The sequence below is a fragment of the Devosia sp. 1635 genome, from assembly GCF_013185955.1.
Taxonomy (GTDB): domain Bacteria; phylum Pseudomonadota; class Alphaproteobacteria; order Rhizobiales; family Devosiaceae; genus Devosia.
The window spans coordinates 1-22380 of sequence record NZ_JABAOM010000002.1 but is presented as its reverse complement, the minus strand read 5'-3'; the positions used below and the strand labels follow the sequence as shown (position 1 = coordinate 22380).

Sequence of the window (22380 nt, the reverse complement as noted above, 5' to 3'; positions counted from 1 at the left end):
TTGTCTCGGTTCCTGCGTCTGCAATGTGGTGCCCTTCGGGGTCAACTCGGCAGCCTGATGCTTTCAGCCGGCCACCTCAAGCCGCCGGCTTTCGCCCAGCCGCTCCCATACTTCCACCAGCGCGCCGAAGCGCTGGGCCATGTCGGCGACTGCCTCCTCGTCGCTCATGGTGCCGGCGAGCCATTGTCTGGCGGCGTCGGCGAAGATGGTGCGGCCCACTGCAAAGCCTTTGACCCACCGCGAATTGCGAGCGGTCTGGAAGCCAGCTTCGAGCACATCGTGCGGCGCTTCAAGGCCCAGCAGCACCACGCCCCGGCAATAAGGGTCGTTGCTTTCGATCACGGTGTCGATGGCAGACCAGGCCGCGGTGCTCTTCTGGGTTTCGAGCTTCCACCAATCAGGCTTGATGCCGGCGGCATAGATCTCGGTCATGGCGCGGCTGATCGTGTCGTCGGCGATGGGGCCGTGCTTGCCGGCAATGATCTCAACCAGAATGTCGCGTCCGACCTTGCGGGCGGCCTCGTAGGCGGTGCGCAGCTTGTCGATCTGGTCACGCTTGAGATCGGCGGCGTCGTCGGGGTGGAAAAAGCAGAGCACCTTGAGGCAGTGGTCGACTGGCCAATCCACGAGGCGCGAGCCAAGGTCCTGGCTGAACTCGAAGCGCAGGGGCCGGGAGCCGGGCAGCTCGACGGGGCGGCCAATCCAGAAGTCGGGCAGGGCGGCTGCGGCGAACAGGGCATCGCGGCCATATTTGTCGTCGAGCAGCATGCCAAAGCCCGGGCGACCCCCAGCGATTGCGGCAGCGGCCTTGACGGCCAAGGCCTTGAAGGCGGGGATGCGGGCCAGCTTTTGCGGATCGCCGCCGGCAAGATCCTCGAGCTGGCTGCGGTGATCGACGGCCAGCGCCATGAGGCTGGGGATCTGGCGGCGACGGGTCGTGGCCCAATGGATGTGGTTGAGCTCGGCATCCTTGCGCAGGGCGCGTTCGCTGCTGCCCTTGGCGAGGAAGTGGTTGAGCTCGGCCCAGCTGGGATATTCGGGCGAGCAGAGGAGGCGCGACACCGCAAATGCGCCGCAGGCATTGGCCCAGGTGGCGCTGGTGGCATGATCCTCGCCGCGCAGCCAGCCGCGGAGCCAGCCGCTCATGAAGGCATCGCCGGCCCCCAGGACATTGTAGACCTCGATGGGGAAGCCCTTGCCGACAATGCCATCCTCGAGGTTGTCGGGGATGGGGCCGTCATAAACGATGCAGCCCATGGGGCCGCGCTTGAGGACGATCGTGGCATCCGAAAGGGTGCGGATGGTGCGTAGGGCCGCGGGCAGATCGGCCTCGCCCGAGGCGATCAGCACTTCTTCCTCGGTGCCCACGATCAGGTCGCAATCGGGCAAGACGCTCTTGTATTTTTCGCTGACAACATCCGAGGCGACATAGCGCGAGAAGCCCGCTTCATGCCCGGCCAGGCCCCAGAGATTGGGGCGGTAATCGATATCGAAGCCGACGCGGGCGCCATGGGCCTTGGCGAGGCGGATGGCCTTTTTCTGGGCCGCTTCGCTGTGGGGGCGGGAGAAATGGGTTCCGGTGACGATCACGGCGCCAGCCGAAGCGATGAAGCTTTCGTCGATATCGTCCTCGGACAGCGCCATGTCCGCGCAATCGGTGCGGTAAAAGATCATGGGCGAGACGCCCTCGGCTTCCACCGACAGCAGCACCAGAGCGGTGAGGCGCTCGGGATCGGTATGTACGCCGGCGGTTTGCACGCCTTCGCGTTCGAGCTGTTCGCGGATGAAGCGGCCCATCTGCTCGTTGCCGACCCGGGTGATCAGCGCCGATTTGAGCCCGAGGCGCGCGGTGCCCACGGCGATATTGGCGGGGCAGCCGCCGACGGATTTGGCGAAGCTGCCGATGTCTTCGAGGCGAGTGCCGATCTGCTGGCCATAGAGATCGACCGAGGCGCGTCCGATGGTGATGACGTCGAGGGGTTTATCCCCGGTGCTGGGATTTGAACTCCTCACAGCGATCCTCCCATTCGGCTTTGCCGATTTGCAGTCATGCAGCGTGCTGCTTAACCTTTTGAAACATGGGTTCTGCGCTGCGTCAACATGGAACTGCCGTTCCAATCGGGAGGGCTGGAGCCTCCATGCGGATGCCAAAGATCGCGGTGGTCAGGCGCGGCGGCGCTGTTCGGCGATGCTGACGGTCAGGGCCATGGCAAAGGCCATGCTGGCGGAGAGCGAGCGGAACCCGGCATGGTCGGCTTCCACCACCTCGAACCATTCGCGCGAGCATTCCGCGAGGGGCGAAAAGGCGGAGTCGGTGAGGGAAACGACGGGGATATCTCGCGCCGCGAGGGTGCGCGCCTGGGCGGCGCTTTCGGGCGCGTAGGGCGAAAAACTCACCGCAAAAGCGGCGTCGCGCGGGGTGGCCATGGCGAGAAGGTCGTCATCCATGCCATTGGCGGTGCCCACGAGTTGGCAGCGCACGCGCAGCTTGCCGAAGGCATAGGCCATGTAGCTGCTGATGGGGTAGGAGCGGCGCTTGGCGATGAGGTAGATGGTGTCGGCCCTGGCCAGCAGCGTTACCGCCCGCTCAAAGCTGTCCGGATCGACAGCGGCGCCGATGGCATCAATGGAGCGGTGTGCCGCCGCCAAAAAGCCGTTGAAGATATTGGTGCTCTCCGCCCGCGCCGTCCCGTCCAGCTCGAGGGTGCGCAGGCGCTCCTCATAGGATGAAGTGCGTTCGCGCAGGCGGGCGCGAAAGAGCTGTTGCAGGCCGGAAAAGCCGTCAAAGCCGAAATGCTGGGCGAAGCGCACCAGGGTCGAGGGTTGGACATCGGCCGAGAGGGCGATGCTGGCGGCGGTACCGAAGGCGATCTCGTCGGGATTGTCGAGGGCATAGGCGGCCACCTGGGTCAGCCGCTTGGGCAGCTCGTTCTTGCGCTCGAGAATGGTGGCGCGCAGGGCATCGTAGTCGGCAGGGGTGAGGGGCTTGGCAGCGGCGTCAGTCATCGGCGAAATCCCGGTTCCCCTCCCATAATCCTCAAAGCCCCGGACGGCGCAAGGCGCGAGCCCTATTCCCGATCACCCCAAGCTCGATTATCCATTTTAGCACGAGGGAGGACGTGATGGATAATTCGATTGGTGTGGGCCTGATCGGCACCGGCTATATGGGCAAATGCCATGCACTGGCATGGACCGGCGTCAAGGCGGTGTTCGGCGACGGGCCGCGGCCGCGCCTGGTGCATCTGGCAGAGGTAGATGCGGGATTGGCGGCGCGCCGGGCCGAGGAGTTCGGGTTCGGGCGCTCAACCGGGGACTGGCGCGTACTCGTGACCGACCCCGATGTCGAGGTGGTGTCGATCACGACGCCCAATGCGTTTCACGCGGAGATGGCGGTGGCGGCGCTCGAAGCGGGCAAGCATGTGTGGTGCGAAAAGCCGATGGCGGTGACGCTGGCAGATGCCGAGCGGATGACCGCGGCGGCGCGGGCCTCAGGCAAAACAGCGGTGCTGGGCTACAACTATATTCAGAACCCGATGGTCCGGCAGATCGGCGCGATCCTCGCCGAGGGCACGATTGGCACGGTCAATCATGTCCGGCTGGAGATGGACGAGGATTTCATGGCCGATCCCGAGGCACCGTTCTTCTGGAAGAACGAGCTGGCGGCGGGCTATGGCGCGATCGACGACTTCGGGGTGCATCCGCTCAGCCTCTTGCAGGTGCTGTTCGGCCTGCCCAGCCGGGTGTTTGCCAATCTCAGCAAGCCCTATCCTGATCGGCCCAGCCGCGAGGGCGGGCGGCGCAGTGTCGAGAACTGGGATGTCAGCAGTATCCTGTTTGAACTCGGGCCCGAGATCAGCGGCCTCATGGCGCTGAGCCGCACGGCGTGGGGGCGCAAGGGGCGGATCGCGCTGCAGATCTTTGGCAGCAAGGGCAGCATTGCCTATGACCAGGAGCGGCTCAACGAGTTGCAGCTTTATGTGACGAGCGACAAGCCAAGCGAGCAGGGGTTCCGCACCATCCTGTCAGGTCCGCGGCATCCGCCTTATGACCGCTTCGTGCCGGCGGCGGGGCATACATTGGGGTTCAACGATCTCAAGATCATCGAATGCCACGAATTGCTGCGGGCGATTGCCGGCGAGCCGGCGCAGGTGATCGATTTCGAGAGTGGGCTGCAGATCGAACGGGCGGTGCATGCGATGGGTCAGTCGCATCGCGAGCAGCGCTGGGTGGAGGTCGATTAGAGACGGGGCCGGTCAGAAGGCGGAGCACTCGCGTTCCACGATTTCGGCGAGGACGCTGCGGTGGCCGCCAACGCGGCGGAGGAGCCGCAAGGATGGCGCTGGATTCCAGCGGCCGACGATGGGCTGAGGGGGAAGAGGGTCAGCGCTCTGGCCGAAAATCGGTCGGAGCGCAAGGTCGGGATGGTTGAACGCAGTTAGGGCCCAGGGCTTGGTCGCCCCGGGTCGAAGCGTTAGTCAGTCGCCACTTAGTCGTCGGTGTTGAGCGACAGCGATGCGGGAGCGAAAGTCGAAGAGGTGCGGGCCGCTGGTGCGCTGGCGCCTACATCGAGATTGGTCCCAACAGCGTTGGTGCTGCCGAGTGGGCTGAGCGTATAGCGATCAACGAGCACGACATAGTGGCTGCCATCAGGGTTGACGGCCTGCACGCGGATGGCGTCGCCCCACTGCTCGACGCTGGTGGCGTCGATGTCGCGGTGCGCCAGAACCGAGGTGATCTCGTTGATGGTGCGGCCGTTGATTTCGCGGGTCTCAACCAGGCTTTCAGCGGCCATTGTGACGGGTGCTGTAGCGAGGAGAGCGAGGGTGACGAGGCTGATTTTCAGTGACATGGAAGAATCCTTTCGTTTGAATTTCCGTGTGACTGATAGCTAGGTCGACCATGGTCCCCGAATAAGACGTGGAATGTAGAAGCTTTGTTTCTCTACAGAGACAATCAGCTGGTGGGAGCCAGGAGCTCCTGTCAGGCTGCCGCGTTGGCCTGATCGGCCAATCGCTCGCAGGTGGCGAGCCGCTCGGGTACTGCGCCGGCGAGGTAATCCAGCAAGACCCTTACAGCCGGAACAAGACCTTTGCGTGACGAAAAAACGGCATGAACGATGCCGTCCGGCGTGTACCAGCCAGGAAGCAAATGCACCAATTCGCCGCGGGCAAAGGCGGGAGCCGCAGCATATTCAGGCAAGACAGTGACGCCGAGGCCGGCAATGGCGCTGGTGCGCAGAACAACAAAGCTGCTGCACATCAGGCGCGGCCGACTGCGGATCTGGCGGGTTTCGCCATCGGGCCCCGTTAAAAGCCAGTCCACCTCCTCGTGGACGTTGAGAGAGGATAAGGTGGGCAGTTGCGGCAGGGTATCGATAGTGATGGGGTGACGCACCGCTTCTACCAAGGCGGGGCTGGCGACAAGGACGCCCCGGGCCTGCCCAAGACGGCGCACGATCAAGTTGGGGTCAGAATCCAGGCTCGAACGGGCCCGAATGGCGACATCGACGCCGTCCTCGACCAGATCGGCAGCCCGGTCGATGACCTTAACCTGCACGCGAACCCGCGAATAGCGGGCGAGGAATTCGGGGAGGAGATCGTTGATCAGTTCATCGAGCAGGGCCTGGGGACAGCTGAGACGGACGATGCCGTTGGGCTCGGTCTGAGCTTGCGCGGCGACGGCCTGGGCGCCTTCCGCACCGGCCAGCATGGTTTCCGCCTGCTCAAAGACGGCGCGGCCGACTTCGGTGAGCCGTAAGTGGCGCGTGGTGCGCTCCAGCAGGCGTACGCCGAGCTGGGCTTCGAGCTGGGCTACGCGCTTGCTCAACGTTGCCTTGGGCGTGCCCGTAGCTCGGCCGGCAGCGGTGAAGCCGCCATGGGTGGCAACGGAGTGGAAGAAGTAGAGATCGTTCAGATCGAGCATTGTATGCATGTGTCCATCTCGCCGAGACGCTCCGAACCGCCTGCCGGGGGCCCGGCGACCGGGCAGCTCGCGCAGCCAGGTGGAGGCAGGTTTGGCCGCGAGGGCGCAGTCTGTCACGGTTTGGGTGCCACGTGGATTTCTTCTGCGCAACAATTGTTGCCAATATGCTGTTAGCCGCTGTGGCAGCGGCTGGACCCCGGCGGGTTGATTGCCAAGCGCTGGCGATTGGCGTTATGGCCTTAGGGATGCAGCGAGCCACCGCCGCAGGGAGGAATGCGAGTGAGCGTAGCCTTTACCAAGGAAGACAGTGCGCAAACCGCGGCGGAAACCATGCTGCCGGATCGCCCGATCCCGGCGGCACCCAATCTGGTGACCGAATCGGGATTGACGGCGCTGCAGGCGCAGTTGGAGGCGGCGCGCGCCGCCTATGAAGCTGCCATGGCGATCGAGGACACCGATGAAAAGCGGCGCGAAGGGGCGGGCCCCTTGCGCGACCTGCGCTATTTCACCGAACGGGTGCGCACTGCGCAGGTGATGCCCGAGCCGGCAGGCACCGATAGGGTGCTGTTTGGCAGCACGGTGACCTTTCAGCGCGATGATGGGCGGGTGCAGACTTATCGTATCGTGGGGGAAGACGAGGCCGACCCGAAGGCCGGCTCCATCTCCTACGCTTCGCCGATCGCCGCGGCGCTGATGGGCAAGGCCGTAGGCGATGCGGCTAACCTGGGCGCGCAAGAACTCGAGATCGTGGACATCGCATAAGCCGGCAAGCTGCAGCTAAAGCCGCACCGGCCTTGGGCCGTGCGGATATGGGGCAGGCGGGCGTCGCAGCAAGGGCTGCGACATGGGGCGAAGTTCGCCTCGGTGCCGGTCGTCCGGCAAAAGGGTAGAAGGTGAAGCAAGCTTCGCCCCATGCACTATCGGAGACTCTTCGGTGAGGACCGTCCGTGGCTAGACCCGTGCCAAACGCCAGAAGCCCTGGGGCTTCATTGGACCGGGGGATGAAATCGGTCCCGGATCATCCTCGTCCCGAAGGAGCTTGGGCGACCCCAAACTCATCCGATATTCCCGCACCGACCGTTCGTCGCGACCGCGCAGCTTGCCCGGGAACAAGGGGATTGTGCCTGAGGTTTTCGGGGCGGGGATAAGATTTTGGGGTGGGGCGGTGATGGCCGCCCTCGTGGTTCGAGGCTGCGCTTCGCTACGCACCTCACCATGAGGGCTCCGGCTCCGTGTTTACTCGGCCGCTTGCGCGCGCTCGGTTTGTCATCCCGTTTCAGGCTTGTGAGCGTGCCCGAGCGCTGCAAGGCGCGGGTGAAAGGGAAAATTAGCCAGTTTCGGGGAGGAGTGGTGGCAATTGTCCCACCAGGAATAACGCATGCGCAAAGCCCTTTTCGCCGTCCTCGGCCTGTTGCTAGTGACCTCCGCTGGTGCTGCCGAATGGAAATATGAAGGGGGCAATGTTCCCATTGCCTGGTTCGACAATGGCGATGCCCAGTTCCAGTTCGCCTGTCGTGGCGGCCAGTTGGCCATGGGCTTTTGGGTGCGCAAGCCCGAGGCGGCAGTTGCCGGCAGCACGGCCCTAAGCCTCGCCATTACTCCAGACCCGGCCGAGGGCAGCAAAGTTACTGGTGGGGCCGGCACCAGCTTTGCCCAGGACATGCCGCTGGTGCATTCCGATGGCTCTTCGGTGATCGTCCGCGGACCCGTAGCGCGCCAGTGGGCCAAGATCGCGCAGGGCGCGCGCGATCTGATCCGGGTCGCCTATGTGCGGCCGGCCGCCAGTGGGCTCGACGTATTCGACACCAATGTCTTTGGCGCCAAGGGTTCCTCGGGCGCCATCGCCAAGGTGCTGGCTAAATGTAGCTAGGGCCGGGCGATCCTAAGCAGGCGGCTCGGTCACGAAGGGCATGATATCGACGCTGTCCCCGGGAAACACGCTGAAATGGGGATGGTTCTCAAAGAGGCGCGCAGCGTCCTCGATGGTTGGTGCTTCCACCGTGAGATAACCGCAGACCGCGTTGGTGTCGGGCGCGGCTCCTGAGCTGGAAACGCGCAGGGTCTTGCCGACCATGCCGCCGCGGTCGGGGATATGAGCGGCGTTGCGGCTCTCCCATTCCGTCCATTGCGCGACGCCTTTGGCATCAATGGCGTCCTGTTCGGCCTTCGGGAGGGCGCGGAAGCGGACGACGTTCTCGGGCTGCATGGTGTAAAGGGCGAGAAAGCGGGGCATCGGGAGGCTCCTGGTTCTGGCGTTACACGGGTTAGCTTAGCCGTTCGGCGCGCGCGTGTCGCTAGCGGCGATGCGGGGCTTGGGTCCGGCCTTTCCTGGCACCCCGAGCAGTGGCCACCCGGACGTGGTTTCATGTTGGTCCGGGCGGCCGGCATTTTCCTCAGTTCGATCGTCCATTCCCCCGTCACGCGGCAATAACCGGGATTTCCGCTGCGGCGCGACGTTCCAGCAGCGCCAGCACAAGAACGATCGCGGCCTGGACGAGGAGAAAGGTCCAGCCCAATGCGCTGGGGGTAAAGAGACCAGCGAAGGGCAGGGCGATGCTGGCGACTACCCAGGCAATGTTGCCCAGGATGATGAAGTTGGTTGCCCAGTTCGCCGGGTACTGGCGGCGGGCGGTGATGGCCATGAAGATGGCGACGGAAAGCAGCAGCATGCCAGCGTAGAACAGGAAGCTGGACGGGATGGCGGTCAGCCTCGATAACGGCCCTGAGCCAGTGAGCAACAGCAAAGCCATTGCGGTGCAAGTTGCCGCATCAATGAACAGCAGACGACGAAGCGATAGATTTGGCATCGGATTGGTCCTCGGTTGAGCCGGCCAGCACGGCCGGTGAGGAAAATCTGCTATTGATGTGTGCTGAGGTCGATTACCTGCCAGGTAATCGGCACAAGATGACCGCACCGATATTCAGGGCGCATGAGTATGACCGATACCCTCAGCATTGGTGAACTTATTGCGGGCTGGCGCCGCCGCCGCAGGATGAGCCAGCTTGAACTGGCCCTGGAAGCGGGGATCTCGCAACGGCATCTCAGCTTTCTCGAATCGGGTCGTTCGCGCCCCAGCCGCGACATGGTGCTGCGGCTTTCCGAGCAGATGAGCGTGCCTATGCGCGAGCGCAATGCCCTCCTCGTGGCGGCAGGCCATGCGCCGAGCTTTCGGGAGCAAAGCATCGACCACATCGAGATGGCGGCGGCCCGCCAGGCGGTGCAATCCATCCTCGATGGCCACCGCCCGCACCCGGCGCTTGCCCTTGACCGGCACTGGAACCTGCTGCTGGCAAACGCGCCGGCATTGCGGCTCATGGACGGCGCCGACGCTAGTCTGGCGCAAGCGCCGGTCAATGTGTTGCGGCTGAGCCTGCATCCGCGGGGTCTAGCAGCGCGGATCATCAATTATCGGCATTGGAAAGCCCATATCGTCCAACGGCTGATCCAGCAGATCGAACTCACCGGCGACCAAGAGCTGGTGGCATTGCTGGACGAGATCCGATCCTTTCCGGTGCCCGCCAAGGCGGAGCCCCATTCGGGGAAGGTCGCAGGCGGTCACCCCATAGCGGTTCCGCTTCGGCTTGCCAGCCCACAGGGCGTGTTGTCGTTCCTTTCGACCACCACGATCTTCGGGTCGGCGCTCGATATCACCCTGTCAGAACTGACGATCGAGACCTTTTTCCCGGCTGACCCGCATACGGCGGAGGTGATGCGGCTCGCCGATCTATAGGTCCTGAGCTGCACTAAGCGCCGACGAAGGTTCTTGGCTGCGCCAATGCGGGACCGGTTCGGCCAGCGTTTGCAGGGTGTTGATCTCGGCGCCCGCAATACGCTGCAGCAGCAGTCGGGTAAGCTCCTCGCCGGCCGAAAACACATCCTCGCATAGCGGATGGTGTCGGCCGACGAGTGCCGGTCAAATTCGGGGATCACGGTCAGATGGTAGCGGGTGCCCTTAATGGCTTGCCCGATCCCCTGGCCGGGCACGCAAACCCAGACGCTCACGATCTTACATGGCCGTGCCGCTAGGCTCGCTGCATGTGTTCGACGAAACCGGGGGGCGCTGCGGAGCTAGGTGGAGCCGCCCGTGCCAGCACGAAATCGGCCGGGGCGATGCCCTGGACGGCACTGAACTGGCGCACGAATTGCTCCGGCTCATTTCGGCCAAGGCAACGGGCAAAAACCGCGATTGGGACCCGCGGCGCGCAAACAGGTGCGCTCGGTAAAAGAGCTGCCTGAAGTGGTGGGGCGCCACCACTGAGAAGCGGGCGAGCAAAAGAAAACGTGGCGCCTCGGAGGTGCTGAGCGCGGCTTTAGGCTACGCGCTGCTTGCGGGTGCCGCGGGCCCATTGGGGCAGCATGTCACCGTGGGCTTCGGTCAGATCATCAACGAGGTTCCAGATCTGGTCGAGGTCGAGCTCGGCCGCGGTGTGGGGGTCCATCATCGCCGCATGATAGATGTGCTCGCGGTTTTCGGTCATCAGCGCTGCGACGGTGAGTTCCTGCACATTGATGTTGGTGCGAATGAGGGCCGTGAGTTGCGGGGGCAGATCGCCGATGTAGGTGGGCTGCAGGCCATTGTCGTCAACGAGGCAGGGCACTTCTACCGCAGCATTGTCGGGCAGGTTGGTGATGACGCCATTGTTGCGCAAATTGCCGTAGATCACCGAAGGCTCGCCGGTCCAGACCGAGTTGACGATGGAGGAGGCATATTCCTTGGAGGGCTTGACCTCGATGCGGTCGGCCTTCTTGTAATCCTCGGACGTCTTCTTCCAGCGCGCGATCTGCTCGATGCAGCGCTTGGGATATTCATCGAGCGGCACGCCGAACTTCTCGATCAGGTCCTCGCGGCCCTCTTTGATGAAATAGGGGGTGTATTCGGCAAAGTGCTCGCTGCTTTCGGTGACGAAATAGCCGAGCCGGGTCAGCATTTCATAGCGCACCTTGTTGTTCTGGCGCGGGTTCCAGCTGCTGGGCTTGGGCGCACGGCCTTCGGCATAGGCTTTGAGCAGCGCGGGATAAAGGTCCTGGTAGGAGCCGTCGGGCAGGCGGTGCTCGAAGTTGAGGAAGAAGGCCATGTGGTTGATGCCGGCCGAGCGGTAGCGGATTTCCTCGTAGGGGATGTCGAGGTCGTGGGCCAGTTCCATGGCGGTGCCTTGTACGGAATGGCACAAGCCGACCTGCTTGATGGCCGGGTATTTCTCGGCGATGGCCCAGGTGTTGATGGCCATGGGGTTGACGTATTGAAGCATCACCGCGTCGGGCGCGACCCGCAGCATGTCCTCGCAGATGCTCCAGAGATGGGGCACGGTACGCAGGCCGCGCATGATGCCGCCGACCCCGAGCGTGTCGGCGATGGTCTGGCGCAGATTGTACTTCTTGGGCACGTCGAAATCGATGACGGTGGAGGGTTCGTAGCCGCCGATTTGGAAGCAGACCACCACGAAATTAGTGCCATCAAGCGCCTGGCGCTGGTTGGAATAGGTCTCGACGGTTGCGGGCACGCCAAGGGTCGCGATCAGCTTGCTGGCGATGATCTCGCTTTCGGTGAGGCGCGTGGGATTGATGTCCATCAGCCGGATGGTGGCGCCGGCAAGGGCGGGGCGCTGGAGAATATCGCCCACGATGTTCTTCATGAACACCGATGAGCCCGCGCCGATAAAGGTGATCTTGGGATTTGCCATAACTGAATGCTCCTAGGGGGCAATGTCGAACGTGCGCAATAGGCGGGCCGTATATTCGGTTTGTGGAAGCGCCGAAGACATTGCCGAGGTGGTAGGGCTGCACCCGAACTATGCGACCAATCTCTTCAGCAAGGTGATGCACATCTCGGTGCAGAAATTTGTCATCCGCATGCGCCTGATCCGCGCCCGCTCGCTGTTGTTCGCGGGCAGTCTATCGGTGGCCAATGTCGCCTTTCAATCCGGCTTCAGCAGCCAAACTCAGTTTTATGAGCATTTCCGCAAGGCCTATGGCATGACACCAAGTCAGTTGCGCCGGCACACTATCGCGGGATAACGAGGAGGGCGGCCGCAAGCAGCCGCCCCGAAGCGTTCATTATTGCAGCGAGGCGGTGAAGTGGTCGATGCCGGCCTGGGCGACTTCGGTGTCCTGCGCCGGGGTGCCGGAGCTGACGCCAATGCCGCCCACCACAGCGCCATCGACGAGGATCGGCAGGCCACCGCCGACCACCATCAGGCGGCCACCGATAGCTGAACCGATGCCATAGGCGGGGGCGCCCGGTTGGCTGGCCGCGCCATATTCGTGCGTCGCCTTCTTGGCCGCCGAGGCGGTGAAGGATTTGTCGATGGCAATGGTGATGCTGGTGATCTTGCCGCCATCCATCCGCTCAAAGGCGATCAGATTGCCGCTTTCATCGGTTACGGCAATGCACATCGGCACGCCAATCGATTCAGCCTTGGCGCGGGCGCCCGCGATGATGGTGTGGGCGTCGGTGATATCGAGGCGGGTGATGGTCAGCATGGCGGTTCCAGTGTGGGGTTCACAAGCGGCTGTGGCCTAGCACGCCGGTGTTGCGCGCGCACCCCTGTAGCGCGAGAGAGCCGGCGGCGTGTCGATGTTTCCCCCAAACTCATCCGATATCCTCTGCCCACCGTTCGTTGCGACGGCGCAGCTTGTGCGGGAGCAGGGGGGATTGTGCCTGAGGTTTTCGGAGCGGGGAGAAGTAAGGGGCCGGCCTGCCGAGCCGGTTGGCACCATTCCCAACAGGTGCACGAATGGAAGCGGAAACCATGGTTGGACAAACTTGCGCCGGTTTCGGCTTCGTTTCCGCCCGCCGCGCGTAAACCTTAGGGTCTCACCCGTTTGCCGAGCTTGGACCTGGGCTGAAGGCGGCACCTCGACCAACCCAGTTAGAGGATAGGAATCGTGGACCTTCTCAATCAGCTGTTCAGTCTTATCGAAGAGTTCACCTGGGGGTGGTCGCTGATCCCCATCCTTATCATCTTTGGCGGCTTCATCACCGTCATGAGCGGGTTTGTGCAGATCGAGTATTTCGGGCGCATGTTCCGGGTGCTGTCGTCCAAGAACCAGAGCGGGGATCCCAATGCGATCAGTGCGCGGGAAGCCCTGCTGGTCTCGGTGGGCGGCCGCGTCGGCGGCGGCAATATTGCCGGGGTGGCGGTGGCGATCACACTGGGCGGCCCGGGGGCGGTATTCTGGATGTGGGCCGTGGCCCTGCTGGGAATGGCGACGAGTCTCGTCGAATCCTCACTGGCGCAGCTCTATAAGCGCGCCAATGGCGATGGCACCTATCGGGGTGGCCCGGCCGCTTACATCATTCATGGGCTGGGGGCGCAGTACCGGTGGTTGGCAGTGGTGTATGCCGTTTGCCTGCTGGCGGCGTTTGGGCTCGGGTTCAATGCATTCCAGGGCAATACCTTTGCCGGCGCGGCCAATGACAGCCTTGGCATCGACCGGATCTGGACCGGCGCCTTCCTCGCCGTGGTGACCGGGCTCATCGTTTATGGCGGCATTCGCCGCATCGCCAAGGTCGCCGATGTGATCATCCCGATCATGGCCGTTGCCTATATCGGGATGGCCCTATTGGTGATCGCCCTCAACATCACGGCGCTGCCGGGGGTGCTGTGGTCGATCTTTGCCAATGCCTTCGGCTTGGAGGAGGTTGTGGGTGGTGGGGTCGGCGCGGCGCTGGCGCAGGGGCTGCGACGGGGCTTGTTTTCCAACGAGGCGGGCCTCGGTTCGGCGCCCAATGTCGCGGCAACCGCAGATGTCAGGCACCCGATCAGCCAGGGGATCACGCAGTCCTTTTCGGTGTTCATCGATACCATCGTCGTTTGTTCCTGCACCGCCTTCATCATTCTGCTGAGTCCGGTTTACGTGCCCGGCGTCGAGGGAGTGGACGGGGTGGTGCTGACGCAGCAGTCGCTCGTCAGCCAGCTAGGTGGATGGTCGCAATATCTGCTGACCTTTGCGATCCTGCTGTTTGCGTTCAGCTCGATCATCTACAATTACTATCTGGGTGAAACCGCGCTCAAGGTGATCACGGGGAACGATGCGGCACTGCACGCTCTGCGTTTTGGCATTGTCCTTGTCGTGTTTCTGGGCGCCTCGGCACCGGCAGCCACGGCCGTGTTCTTTTTCTCGGACCCGTTGATGGGGGTCCTCGCTTTGGTCAATCTCATGGCAATCATGATGCTGTTCCCGGTGGCGCTGCGCATTCTCAACGACTTCCGCGCCCAGCTAAAGCAAGGGGTCGAGCGTCCAGTATTCCGGCCCGAAAATTTCAGCGATCTCGATATCGACCCCACGGCCTGGCCCTATGCCAAAGAGGAATCACAGGGTGGGGCGCAGCCGGCGGCAGCTCGCCTGCCTTAGTGGCCTAGGGGCACACTTGGAATAGTTGCTGGCGGGCGCCGCAGCGGCTTCAAGGGTGGGGGCGCGTTGTCGCGGTGCCGGATTCGTGTACCTGCCGGGGAACCCTTAACGCTGTTTCATTGCTTATCTTATGAATTGATAGGCATAGTGCATCCGAGCGCGAAACCATGCGTTTGCATGCGTTCCTTTGAGAGATGATCTGGACGATGAAAAAATACGTAGTGACCGCAGCCCTGGCCGCTTTGTTGCAAATTGGCTCCATGCTCGCGCCGGCCAGCGCGGCCGAATCCAACATGGCATTGCTTGCATCCTACACGGGTGACTGGCGCGGCAACGGTGCTTTGGTGGGCGGGGACGAGCCCGAGGCGCTGCGCTGCCGGCTGAACATCACCAGAGGCAATGCCGGCAAGATCAACTATTCGGGCCGCTGCAATCTGGCGCGCTCGACGCTGTCGGTGAGCGGCACCATCGCTTATAACGGGCAGGCCGACCGCTACGAAGCGGCGATGAGCTCCAATGCCGGCTTTACCGGCACGGCTGTTGGCCAGCAGCGGGGCAGCGACATCACCTTCAACCTGCGTGAGCAGCAAAAGGATCGCGGCGGCAGCGATGTGCGGATCGGCGCTACGATCATCTTGAAGAATGATCAGGTGCGGGTGGACTTCGAGGTCGAGTTCAACAATTCGGGCGAGGTGCTTACCGCCCAGGTCCCCTTCAACCGCTAGTTCAAGACAGACAGGTGACGCGACGCTGCGGCTCTGTTCCTCGGAACAGATCCGTGGCAGTCTGGCCTGGCCTCGTAATGGCCAGAGTTGGATTGAATCAATGAATGAGATGGGGAGCAATGCCCTGGCCCGACAGGACCAAAACGTCATCGAGGGGCATGACGTTGGTTACACGCTCAATGTCGCGTCCCGGCCGCTCAACATTTTGCACGATGTCAACCTGGTGGTTCGGCCCGCCGAAGTTGTCGCCATTGTCGGCGCGTCAGGCAGCGGCAAGACTTCGCTGCTGATGCTGCTGGCGGGGCTGGACCGGGCAACTTCAGGCAAGATCCTGGTGCGCGGCACCGACCTTGGCACGATGGGCGAGGACGAGCTTGCCCGGTTCCGCAGGGGCTCCCTTGGTATCGTATTCCAGAGCTTCCACCTCATTCCATCGCTGACCGCGGTCGAGAATGTCGGGCTGGCGCTCGAAATCGCCTCGCCTGAACTGGCTTTGGCAGAGGTGCGCCGCCGCGCCGCTGAGGCGCTCGAAGCGGTGGGCCTGGGTGGCCGGGCCGATCACCGGCCATCCGCGCTTTCGGGGGGCGAACAGCAGCGCGTTGGCCTTGCTCGCGCTATGATCGCCAATCCGCCCCTGTTGCTGGCCGATGAGCCCACTGGCAATCTTGACGAGAAGACCGGCGAAGTGGTGATCGAGCTGATGTTCGGCCTTGCCCGGAAGAATCAGACCGCCGTGGTGCTGGTCACCCATGATCCCAAACTCGCGGCGCGCGCCGACCGGGTGCTGACCATGAGCCAAGGACACCTTACCGAAACCACGGCGGCTCGATGAGCTCTTTGTTGCGAGCCATCCGGGTTGGGTTGCTGGATATGCGCGGCGATCTTCGCCGCTTTGTGCTGCTGGTCGCGTGCCTTGCTATCGGTACCGCGCTGATTGGCGGGGTTGGCTCGATCGGCGCCAGCATCACCGAGGCGATGGACCGCAGCGCCGCCGAACTGATGGGCGGTGATCTGGAGTTGTCGCGGGCCGATCGCCCCGCTACCCCCGAGGAACTTGACGCGATGCGCCAGTTCGGCCGGATTGCGCCGATCGTGGACACCAATCTGCGCGCCAAGGGGGCTGAAGCGGACGCCTTTGTCGACCTGGTGGCGGCTGGCGAGGGGTATCCGCTGGTGGGGCATGTGGTCAGCCCGGAATTGGGGAATGCCGCCGCCAACGAATTTTTGAGCGAGCAGGACGGTGCGTTCGGCGCGCTGGTTGACGCGGTGATGCTGGACCAGTTGGGGATCGGCGTCGGTGATCGCTTCCAGCTCGGGGGCACCGAGTTCGAGGCGCGCGGCACCTTGTCGAGGTTGCCCGATGCGGCGGTGCGCGGCTTCAAGCTGGGTCTGACGACGCTGATTTCAACCGATGCTTTTGCCACCGTATCGGATCGGACCTCGCCGCTGCCGGGTTTGGGCGTATGGTATCGCTACAAGCTGCTGCTCGAGGAAGGTGACGCCGAAGCGGTGCAGGGGGAGATCGCTACGGCACTGGCTGATACCGGCTGGACCATCCGCACCGCCCGTGACGGGCTGGGCGACATGGTGCGCTATTACGACCAGTTCATGCGCTTCCTGATGATTGTCGGGTTGGGTTCACTGCTGATCGGGGGCGTCAGCGTCTGGACCAGCATGCAGGCTTATATCGCCGAGCGCACCCAGGTGATTGCGGTGCTGCGCAGTATTGGTGCGACGCATAACCGGGTGTTGGTGCACTTCCTGTCCCAAGTGGGCGCGCTGGCGCTGGTTGGCGTGGTGGCTGGCATCGCCATTGGCGGCGGTGTTGCTTATTTCGTGCTGCCTTATGTGGGCGAAGCCATGGGTATCGGCCTGCGGCCGAGCATCAATCCGCAACCGCTGCTGGTTGCAGCTGCGGCAGGGATCTTGACCGCCTTCGCGTTTTCCTTCCAGCCGCTGCAGCGCACGCAGGCGATCCGGCCCATCCTGCTGTTCCGCGCCAAGGGGCTGGACGTTGGCAGCGCCAAGTGGACCGATCTGTTGCGCATGCCGCAGGGCCTGCCGATGATCATCGCCGGTATTGGCCTCTTCTGGCTGGCTTATCTGATCACCGGCGATGCACTGCTGGTCGCGGCCTTCGCCGTGGCGAGTGCGCTCTCGGTGGTGCTGTTCCAGCTCTTTGTCCGCGCAGTACGGGCGACGATTGCCGGACTGCCCGAAATGCCGGGGCAGGTGCTGCGGCATGCCGTGCGGTCCATTGCAGTGTCGCAAACGGCGGCCGCCTCGATCGTCACGGCGGTAGGCATGACGCTGACCATGCTGATCATCGTGCTCGTGCTGCAGGGCAATCTGCGCCAGGAGTTCCTCGGCGCTTCGGCCTTTGATGTCCCCACGCTGGTGGCCTCAGACCTGTTCCCTGACGAGATGGAAGATCTCGAGGCCATGCGGGCAACCACGGCGGGGATCGAAGCTGTCGTGGCAACCCCCATGCTCCGCGGCGCGCTGGCCGAGGTGGCTGGTGAGCCCGTGGACACGCTGCGGCCGCGCGGCCCCGAAGCCACGTTCCTGCTGTCGGGCGAAGTGCCCCTGACCTATCGCGATGCCTTGCCGACCTCCTCGGTGGTGACGGCGGGCGAGTGGTGGCCGGCGAACTATGAAGGGCCCGGCCTGGTTTCGCTGCACCGGAGCCTGCGGGAGGGGCTTGGTGTCGATATTGGCGACGAGCTGACCTTCAGCATATTCGGCGAGCCGATCACTGTTACGGTCGCGAGCTTCCGCGATTATTCCTGGCAGGGCGGCATCGACTTTCTCGCCACCTTCTCGCCCGGGGTGCTGGAGGAGTATCCAACGACGCTGTTTGCCGCGGTGACGGCGGCACCCGGCGCCGAGGAGCCAGTGGAGCGCGCGCTTGCCAGCACCTTGCCGGACGTGAACTTCATCCCAGTGGGTGAAACGCTCAAGCAGGTGACGGACGCGCTGCAGCAACTTTCCTTTGCCGCCTTGCTGGTGGGTGGATTGGCGGTCGGTAATGGGCTGCTGGTAGTGCTGGGCAGCATTGCGACCGGCCTCAAGCAGCGGGAGGCTGATGCCGTGATCAACAAGATGCTGGGCAAGGCCCGGCCAACCATCCTGACCACGGCGCTGGTGCAGTATCTTGTGCTGGGGCTGCTGGCGGCGATCCCCGCAATGGTGGTGGGACTTGGCCTGGGCTGGCTCGTCAGCCGGCTGTTGACTGATGTGGAATTTACCGCCGAGGCGGCCACGCTGTTCAGCGTCGTGATCGCCAGCATTGCGCTTACCGGCGCATTGGGGGCGGCGACCTTGCTGCGCGCCACCACGGCTGCACCGGCCCGGCTGCTGCGCGAGTTGTAGCCGGCGTCGCCCTTCGGGCGGGACTTACTCGACCTTCTGATGGGCTTTTCTAGTTTGCCGGTTTTGCCGGCGCCTCAGCGTCGGCATGGAGGGGCGCGACCACCGGGGTAGTCTGGGGGATGGTTCGGAATATGGCCTGGTCGCTGGCTTGCGGGGACGGTCGGATCCGGGTGCGCCAGATGCCAAAGCCACCAGCTGCGAGACCCATGGCAGCGGAAAAGATGAAGAGCCCATCGGGTCCGAACAGCGATATGCTGAAAGATGCGATCAGCGGGCCGAGGATCGAACCCACGGAATTGAGCAGGATCAGCCCGCCGCTCGCCGCCACCAGATCGGCCCTGGCGACGTGGTCGTTGGCGTGGGCGAGGCAGAGCGGATAGATGCTGAAGGAAATGCCGCCAAACAACAGGGTAGAAAGCAGGAACATCCAGCTGCCATAGCCGGAGGTAAGCATGGCAATGCTCAAGAGCGCCAGGGCCCCGCATACACCGATGATGATGGTGCGTCGGTCGAAGGCGTCGGAGAGTTTGCCCAGGGGAAATTGCAACAGCACGCCCCCAGCGATCAGCACGGTCATGAAGGTTGCCGTCCCCGTCATGCCGAGGCCCGTCGAGGCCGCATAGACGGGCGCGAGGCCATAGATGGCCCCGATCACGCCGCCGCTGAGGAACACGCCAACCAACCCCAGTGGAGAGGCTTGGTAGAGGGCGCGGAGGCTGAAGGAGCTGACATCAGGCAGCGACGGGGGCGCCGAGCGGGTCAGGCAGACCGGCACCAGCGACAGCGAAAGCAGGATCGAGATGATCATGAACAAGAGTGGGCTGCCGCTGGCATTGAGGTTCAGTAATTGCTGGCCTGCAGCCATCGCCGCGTAGAGCGTGACCATGTAGGACGACACGATCAGGCCGCGCGTCTTGTTGCTGGCTTCGGCATTGAGCCAACTCTCGATGCACATATAGATGCCGGCAAGGCACACGCCTTCGGCAAAGCGCAAGGCCGCCCACAGGATGAGATTGTCCGAGAGGGCGTGGCCGAGCGAGGCGGCGGAATAGACCGAGGCGAATGCCGCGAAGGCGCGGATATGGCCCGCCTGCTTGATGAAACGGAAGCACTGCAGCGAGCCAAAGGTCAGGCCGGCAAAGAACGCGGCCGTCACGGCGCCCACAGCGAGCGAGCTTGCCCCGGTATTGGTCATGCGCAGGCCAATCAGGGTGCTGAGCGCCCCATTGCCCAGCATGAGGATGGCGACGCTGGCCAGCACCGGCAGGATTGGGCGAATGGATCGCAGCATGTGTTTCTCCGGCCCTTGTGCTAATGTTAAAACCCGGAACCGCAGAAGCGGTCCCAAGCCAGACCGGCTCGCGACCAGTTGGTTGATGCCGTGCGGCCTCGCCCAAGGAAGCGGAACCAGGTGGGGATTATTCGCAATCCAGCCGGCATCCTGCTGTTCGATGCCTTGGTGCTGCCGGCACCATTGTTTCACCGCAGGGAGCGCGATAGCAGCGATTTCCAGCAGCTTTGCGGCAGCGAGGTTATCGGCAAGGAAGCTGCTATTGGCAACCGGCACAATGCGGTTGACCGGGAAACCAGCGGTCGCACCCCCCCGATCGCGATCACGGAGGTGATGACGACCCTGGAGGGCGCCAGCATCAGTCTCTGGTTGAGCCGGGCCGTGACGGTACGCAGTGCGAGGGCGGCTGGACCTCGATCGGCATCTGCCAGGGGGTCGAGCCAAAGGCCTAGCAGGCCCCATCGGCTGCTGGGTGCGCCTGAAGCCGCACCGGCCTTGGGCCGTGCGGGTATGGGCAGGCGGGCATCGCAGCAAGAACTGCGACATGGGGCGAAGTTCGCCTCGGTGCCGGTCGTCCGGCAAAAGGGTAGAAGGTGAAGCAAGCTTCGCCCCATGCTCCATCGGAGACTCTTCGGTGAGGACCGTCCGTGGCTAGACCCGTGCCAAACGCCAGAAGCCCTGAGGCTTCATGGACCGGGGGATGAAATCGGTCCCGGATCATCCTCGTCCCGAAGGAGCTTGGGCGACCCCAAACTCATCCGATATTCCCGCACCGACCGTTCGTCGCGACCGCGCAGCTTGCCCAGGAACAAGGGGGATTGTGCCTGAGGTTTTCGGGGGCGGGGATAAGTTTGTGGGGTGGGGGCGCGCCGTGGGACCGGTGTTGGCCGCCCTCGTGGTTCGAGGCTGCGCTGCGCTGCGCACCTCACCATGAGGGCTCCGGATGGATCTGGTCGTTGCGGGACCTCGATGAGCCCTCATCCTGAGGTGCCGCGTAGCGGGCTCGAAGGGCAAAGGCGGCAATCACCGCTCCTTGCGGCTGGCCAGAGCAGGCAGTGCCTCATAATCATAGCTGATCAGCGCTTCCTTCTTGCGCCGGCTTCAGCCCTTGATCTGCCGCTCGCGCTCGATGGCATCGACGATCCGCTCATAGGTTTCGGTGAACACCAGTTCCACGGGGCGGCGGCTTTTGGTGTAGCCTTCAGTGAGCCCCTCATTGTGTTCCCAAACCCGCTGTTCGACCGGCTTTTTGGTGAGGCCGGTGTAAAAGGAGCCATCCGAGCAGCGCAGCAGGTAAACGGTGACTTCCATGATGCCCTCCGGAGCCTGATGCTGGGGCGGAAACGGGGTGGGTGCAAGGGGCTTGCGCGGCCATTACCAAGGCGTGTTGGGAGCCCTCATCCTGAGGTGCCGCGCAGCGGCCTCGAAGGACGGGGGCGGCTTGCTGAAATCGCGGTGGGTGCTATGGACGGCATGGGGGCTGCGCCCTCGTGGTTCGAGGCTGCGCTGCGCTTCGCGCCTCACGATGAGGGCTAGGGGGCGGTAATGCTGGGTGGGAGATCGGTTCTGGGGGCGTCGGTTTTCCCCGCCCTTGCGGCAGCCCTCATCCTGAGGTGCCGCGCAGCGGCCTCGAAGGACGGGGCGGCTTGCTGGACTCGCAGTGGGTGCTATGGACGGCATCGGGGCTGCGCCCCCGTGGTTCGAGGCTGCGCTACGCTTCGCGCCTAAGCAAGCGAGGGCCGGAGGCCCTCGCTGCATGCTGCTATTTACTGAGTGTGACAGGTAGGGCAGCAGTAAAAACAGCCGTTGACCTGCGTATAGTAGGTCTTCGCAGAAGCTACAGCAGGACGGCAGTCTGAAAATTCGCCAAGGTAAATGCGATTTTCAGCCAGCGGCAGGCAGTAGCAGGTCTGGATATGGACCTCATGATCGCCATTGGTCTGTTCGTTCCGGTTTACGTAGTAGGAAGCCATTGGGCATGCTCCTTTCTCCCGCAACTCTTGTGCCAATGTGCTCGGGAAACTCGACGGGTTTGGTGCCAAACACCTGCCCGTCGATTATCCTTGGGGCAGTAGCGAACGCGTCGCTTCCCGCGGTGCGGTCCTTGCGGCTCACCGCGATCTGCTCTATCGCATCGCAGAACTCGTCGAAGCCGTCGCCATCAAGCGAGTGCAGGGATACCAGACCGCCGCCTCGTCGGCCGCAGCGAAATCCCCATGGATCGTTTCCACAAGAAGCGCCATAGCTTTTCCTTTAACATGGAGGTGCTCTGGCTCGCTGTGAACCTCTATGTACTAGGCGAGCACGCGGGACGCGCCGTTTTAGACGTGACCGGGTCCGGCACACCGCGGGGCGGCGACGACACAGTGACGATGCTGGACACATCATTGGATTGCCGCCCGTCAGCCAGTCCGCAACCGCAAGTATCCCTTCAAGGTGTTGGGTAGCAATACGCTGCCCAGCACGTGCTCTCGCATCGCGACCACCTGTGATGGCGGGGTGGGGGCCGCCTGCAGTCTGTCAGCTTTCGGGACGCCAGGATCGAATAGCCGCCGTTTGGCGCCGTTTGGGCTGAGGGCAGCTCCCGACCCGAGGCTGTGTGAAAACCCCTGATGATGCTATGATCTGGCACTGCTTCGGGGGTGCCATATGGGACGTTTCGTTGAAGCTGTTGACCGTGACCAGGCGAGCTTTTTGCCGGCCTGTCTTGAAGA

At 63.4% G+C, this 22380-nt stretch carries 18 protein-coding genes and 1 pseudogene; 9 read left to right on the top strand and 10 right to left on the bottom strand.

Features of this window, described 5'->3' with window-relative positions; all coding sequences use genetic code 11:
- Positions 1-63: 63 nt before the first annotated feature.
- Together iolC and HRU92_RS07020 are read right to left on the bottom strand one after the other, a co-directional pair.
- A complete protein-coding gene (gene iolC / locus HRU92_RS07025; protein WP_172123478.1) occupies positions 64-2013 on the bottom strand; it encodes a 5-dehydro-2-deoxygluconokinase in 1950 nt (649 codons plus the stop codon).
- Between the two features lie 150 nt (positions 2014-2163).
- A complete protein-coding gene (locus HRU92_RS07020) occupies positions 2164-3006 on the bottom strand; it encodes a MurR/RpiR family transcriptional regulator (RefSeq protein WP_172123477.1) in 843 nt (280 codons plus the stop codon).
- 116 nt (positions 3007-3122) lie between these two features.
- Between HRU92_RS07020 and HRU92_RS07015 the strand changes: the two genes are divergently transcribed.
- On the top strand, positions 3123-4241 hold the full coding sequence (locus HRU92_RS07015) for a Gfo/Idh/MocA family oxidoreductase (RefSeq protein WP_172123476.1): 1119 nt from the start codon (positions 3123-3125) through the stop codon (positions 4239-4241).
- A gap of 245 nt (positions 4242-4486) precedes the next feature.
- Here the strand turns inward: HRU92_RS07015 and HRU92_RS07010 are convergent, their stop codons facing one another.
- Both HRU92_RS07010 and HRU92_RS07005 read right to left on the bottom strand, forming a co-directional pair.
- A complete protein-coding gene (locus HRU92_RS07010) occupies positions 4487-4849 on the bottom strand; it encodes a hypothetical protein (RefSeq protein ID WP_172123475.1) in 363 nt (120 codons plus the stop codon).
- 131 nt (positions 4850-4980) lie between these two features.
- A complete protein-coding gene (locus tag HRU92_RS07005) occupies positions 4981-5922 on the bottom strand; it encodes a LysR family transcriptional regulator (RefSeq protein WP_172123474.1) in 942 nt (313 codons plus the stop codon).
- A gap of 279 nt (positions 5923-6201) precedes the next feature.
- Between HRU92_RS07005 and greA the strand changes: the two genes are divergently transcribed.
- Complete coding sequence (gene greA, locus HRU92_RS07000; protein ID WP_172123473.1) at positions 6202-6684, top strand: transcription elongation factor GreA; 483 nt, start codon at positions 6202-6204, stop codon at positions 6682-6684.
- A 616-nt stretch (positions 6685-7300) separates the two neighbouring features.
- A complete protein-coding gene (locus HRU92_RS06995; protein ID WP_172123472.1) occupies positions 7301-7792 on the top strand; it encodes a hypothetical protein in 492 nt (163 codons plus the stop codon).
- A 12-nt stretch (positions 7793-7804) separates the two neighbouring features.
- Here HRU92_RS06995 and HRU92_RS06990 read toward each other — a convergent pair whose 3' ends face one another.
- Complete coding sequence (locus HRU92_RS06990) at positions 7805-8155, bottom strand: hypothetical protein (protein ID WP_173087964.1); 351 nt, start codon at positions 8153-8155, stop codon at positions 7805-7807.
- 184 nt (positions 8156-8339) lie between these two features.
- Positions 8340-8729, bottom strand: a complete 390-nt coding sequence (locus HRU92_RS06985; protein ID WP_173087963.1) for a hypothetical protein — start codon at positions 8727-8729, stop codon at positions 8340-8342.
- Positions 8730-8858: 129 nt separating this feature from the next.
- Between HRU92_RS06985 and HRU92_RS06980 the strand changes: the two genes are divergently transcribed.
- Positions 8859-9653 (top strand): helix-turn-helix transcriptional regulator, encoded by a 795-nt coding sequence (locus tag HRU92_RS06980; protein WP_172123469.1) that lies wholly within the window; start codon positions 8859-8861, stop codon positions 9651-9653.
- Positions 9654-10233: 580 nt separating this feature from the next.
- On the opposite strand, the gene HRU92_RS06975 is transcribed toward HRU92_RS06980, so the two are convergent.
- Entirely contained in the window at positions 10234-11604 is a 1371-nt protein-coding gene (locus tag HRU92_RS06975) for an alpha-glucosidase/alpha-galactosidase (protein ID WP_172123468.1), read from the bottom strand.
- 22 nt (positions 11605-11626) lie between these two features.
- On the opposite strand from HRU92_RS06975, the gene HRU92_RS06970 reads away from it, so the two are divergent.
- Positions 11627-11938: a helix-turn-helix transcriptional regulator gene (locus HRU92_RS06970; protein ID WP_172123467.1), complete on the top strand. Its 312-nt coding sequence runs from the start codon at positions 11627-11629 to the stop codon at positions 11936-11938.
- A 39-nt stretch (positions 11939-11977) separates the two neighbouring features.
- Here HRU92_RS06970 and HRU92_RS06965 read toward each other — a convergent pair whose 3' ends face one another.
- Positions 11978-12403, bottom strand: coding sequence for a heme-binding protein (locus HRU92_RS06965; protein WP_172123466.1), 426 nt, complete (start codon positions 12401-12403; stop codon positions 11978-11980).
- A gap of 405 nt (positions 12404-12808) precedes the next feature.
- Between HRU92_RS06965 and HRU92_RS06960 the strand changes: the two genes are divergently transcribed.
- From HRU92_RS06960 to HRU92_RS06945, 4 genes are all read left to right on the top strand, one after another.
- Positions 12809-14278, top strand: coding sequence for an alanine/glycine:cation symporter family protein (locus HRU92_RS06960; protein ID WP_173087962.1), 1470 nt, complete (start codon positions 12809-12811; stop codon positions 14276-14278).
- A gap of 206 nt (positions 14279-14484) precedes the next feature.
- Positions 14485-15003 carry a hypothetical protein gene (locus tag HRU92_RS06955; RefSeq protein ID WP_127753304.1) on the top strand — a complete coding sequence of 173 codons (519 nt, stop codon included), beginning with the start codon at positions 14485-14487 and terminating at the stop codon, positions 15001-15003.
- Positions 15004-15103: 100 nt separating this feature from the next.
- Positions 15104-15835, top strand: coding sequence for an ABC transporter ATP-binding protein (locus HRU92_RS06950; RefSeq protein WP_248307047.1), 732 nt, complete (start codon positions 15104-15106; stop codon positions 15833-15835).
- 38 nt (positions 15836-15873) lie between these two features.
- A complete protein-coding gene (locus tag HRU92_RS06945) occupies positions 15874-18375 on the top strand; it encodes an FtsX-like permease family protein (RefSeq protein ID WP_173087961.1) in 2502 nt (833 codons plus the stop codon).
- 49 nt (positions 18376-18424) lie between these two features.
- Here HRU92_RS06945 and HRU92_RS06940 read toward each other — a convergent pair whose 3' ends face one another.
- Together HRU92_RS06940 and HRU92_RS06935 are read right to left on the bottom strand one after the other, a co-directional pair.
- Positions 18425-19666, bottom strand: coding sequence for an MFS transporter (locus HRU92_RS06940; protein WP_172123463.1), 1242 nt, complete (start codon positions 19664-19666; stop codon positions 18425-18427).
- Positions 19667-20689: 1023 nt separating this feature from the next.
- A pseudogene (locus HRU92_RS06935) lies at positions 20690-20977 on the bottom strand (GIY-YIG nuclease family protein).
- Positions 20978-22380 lie beyond the last annotated feature (1403 nt).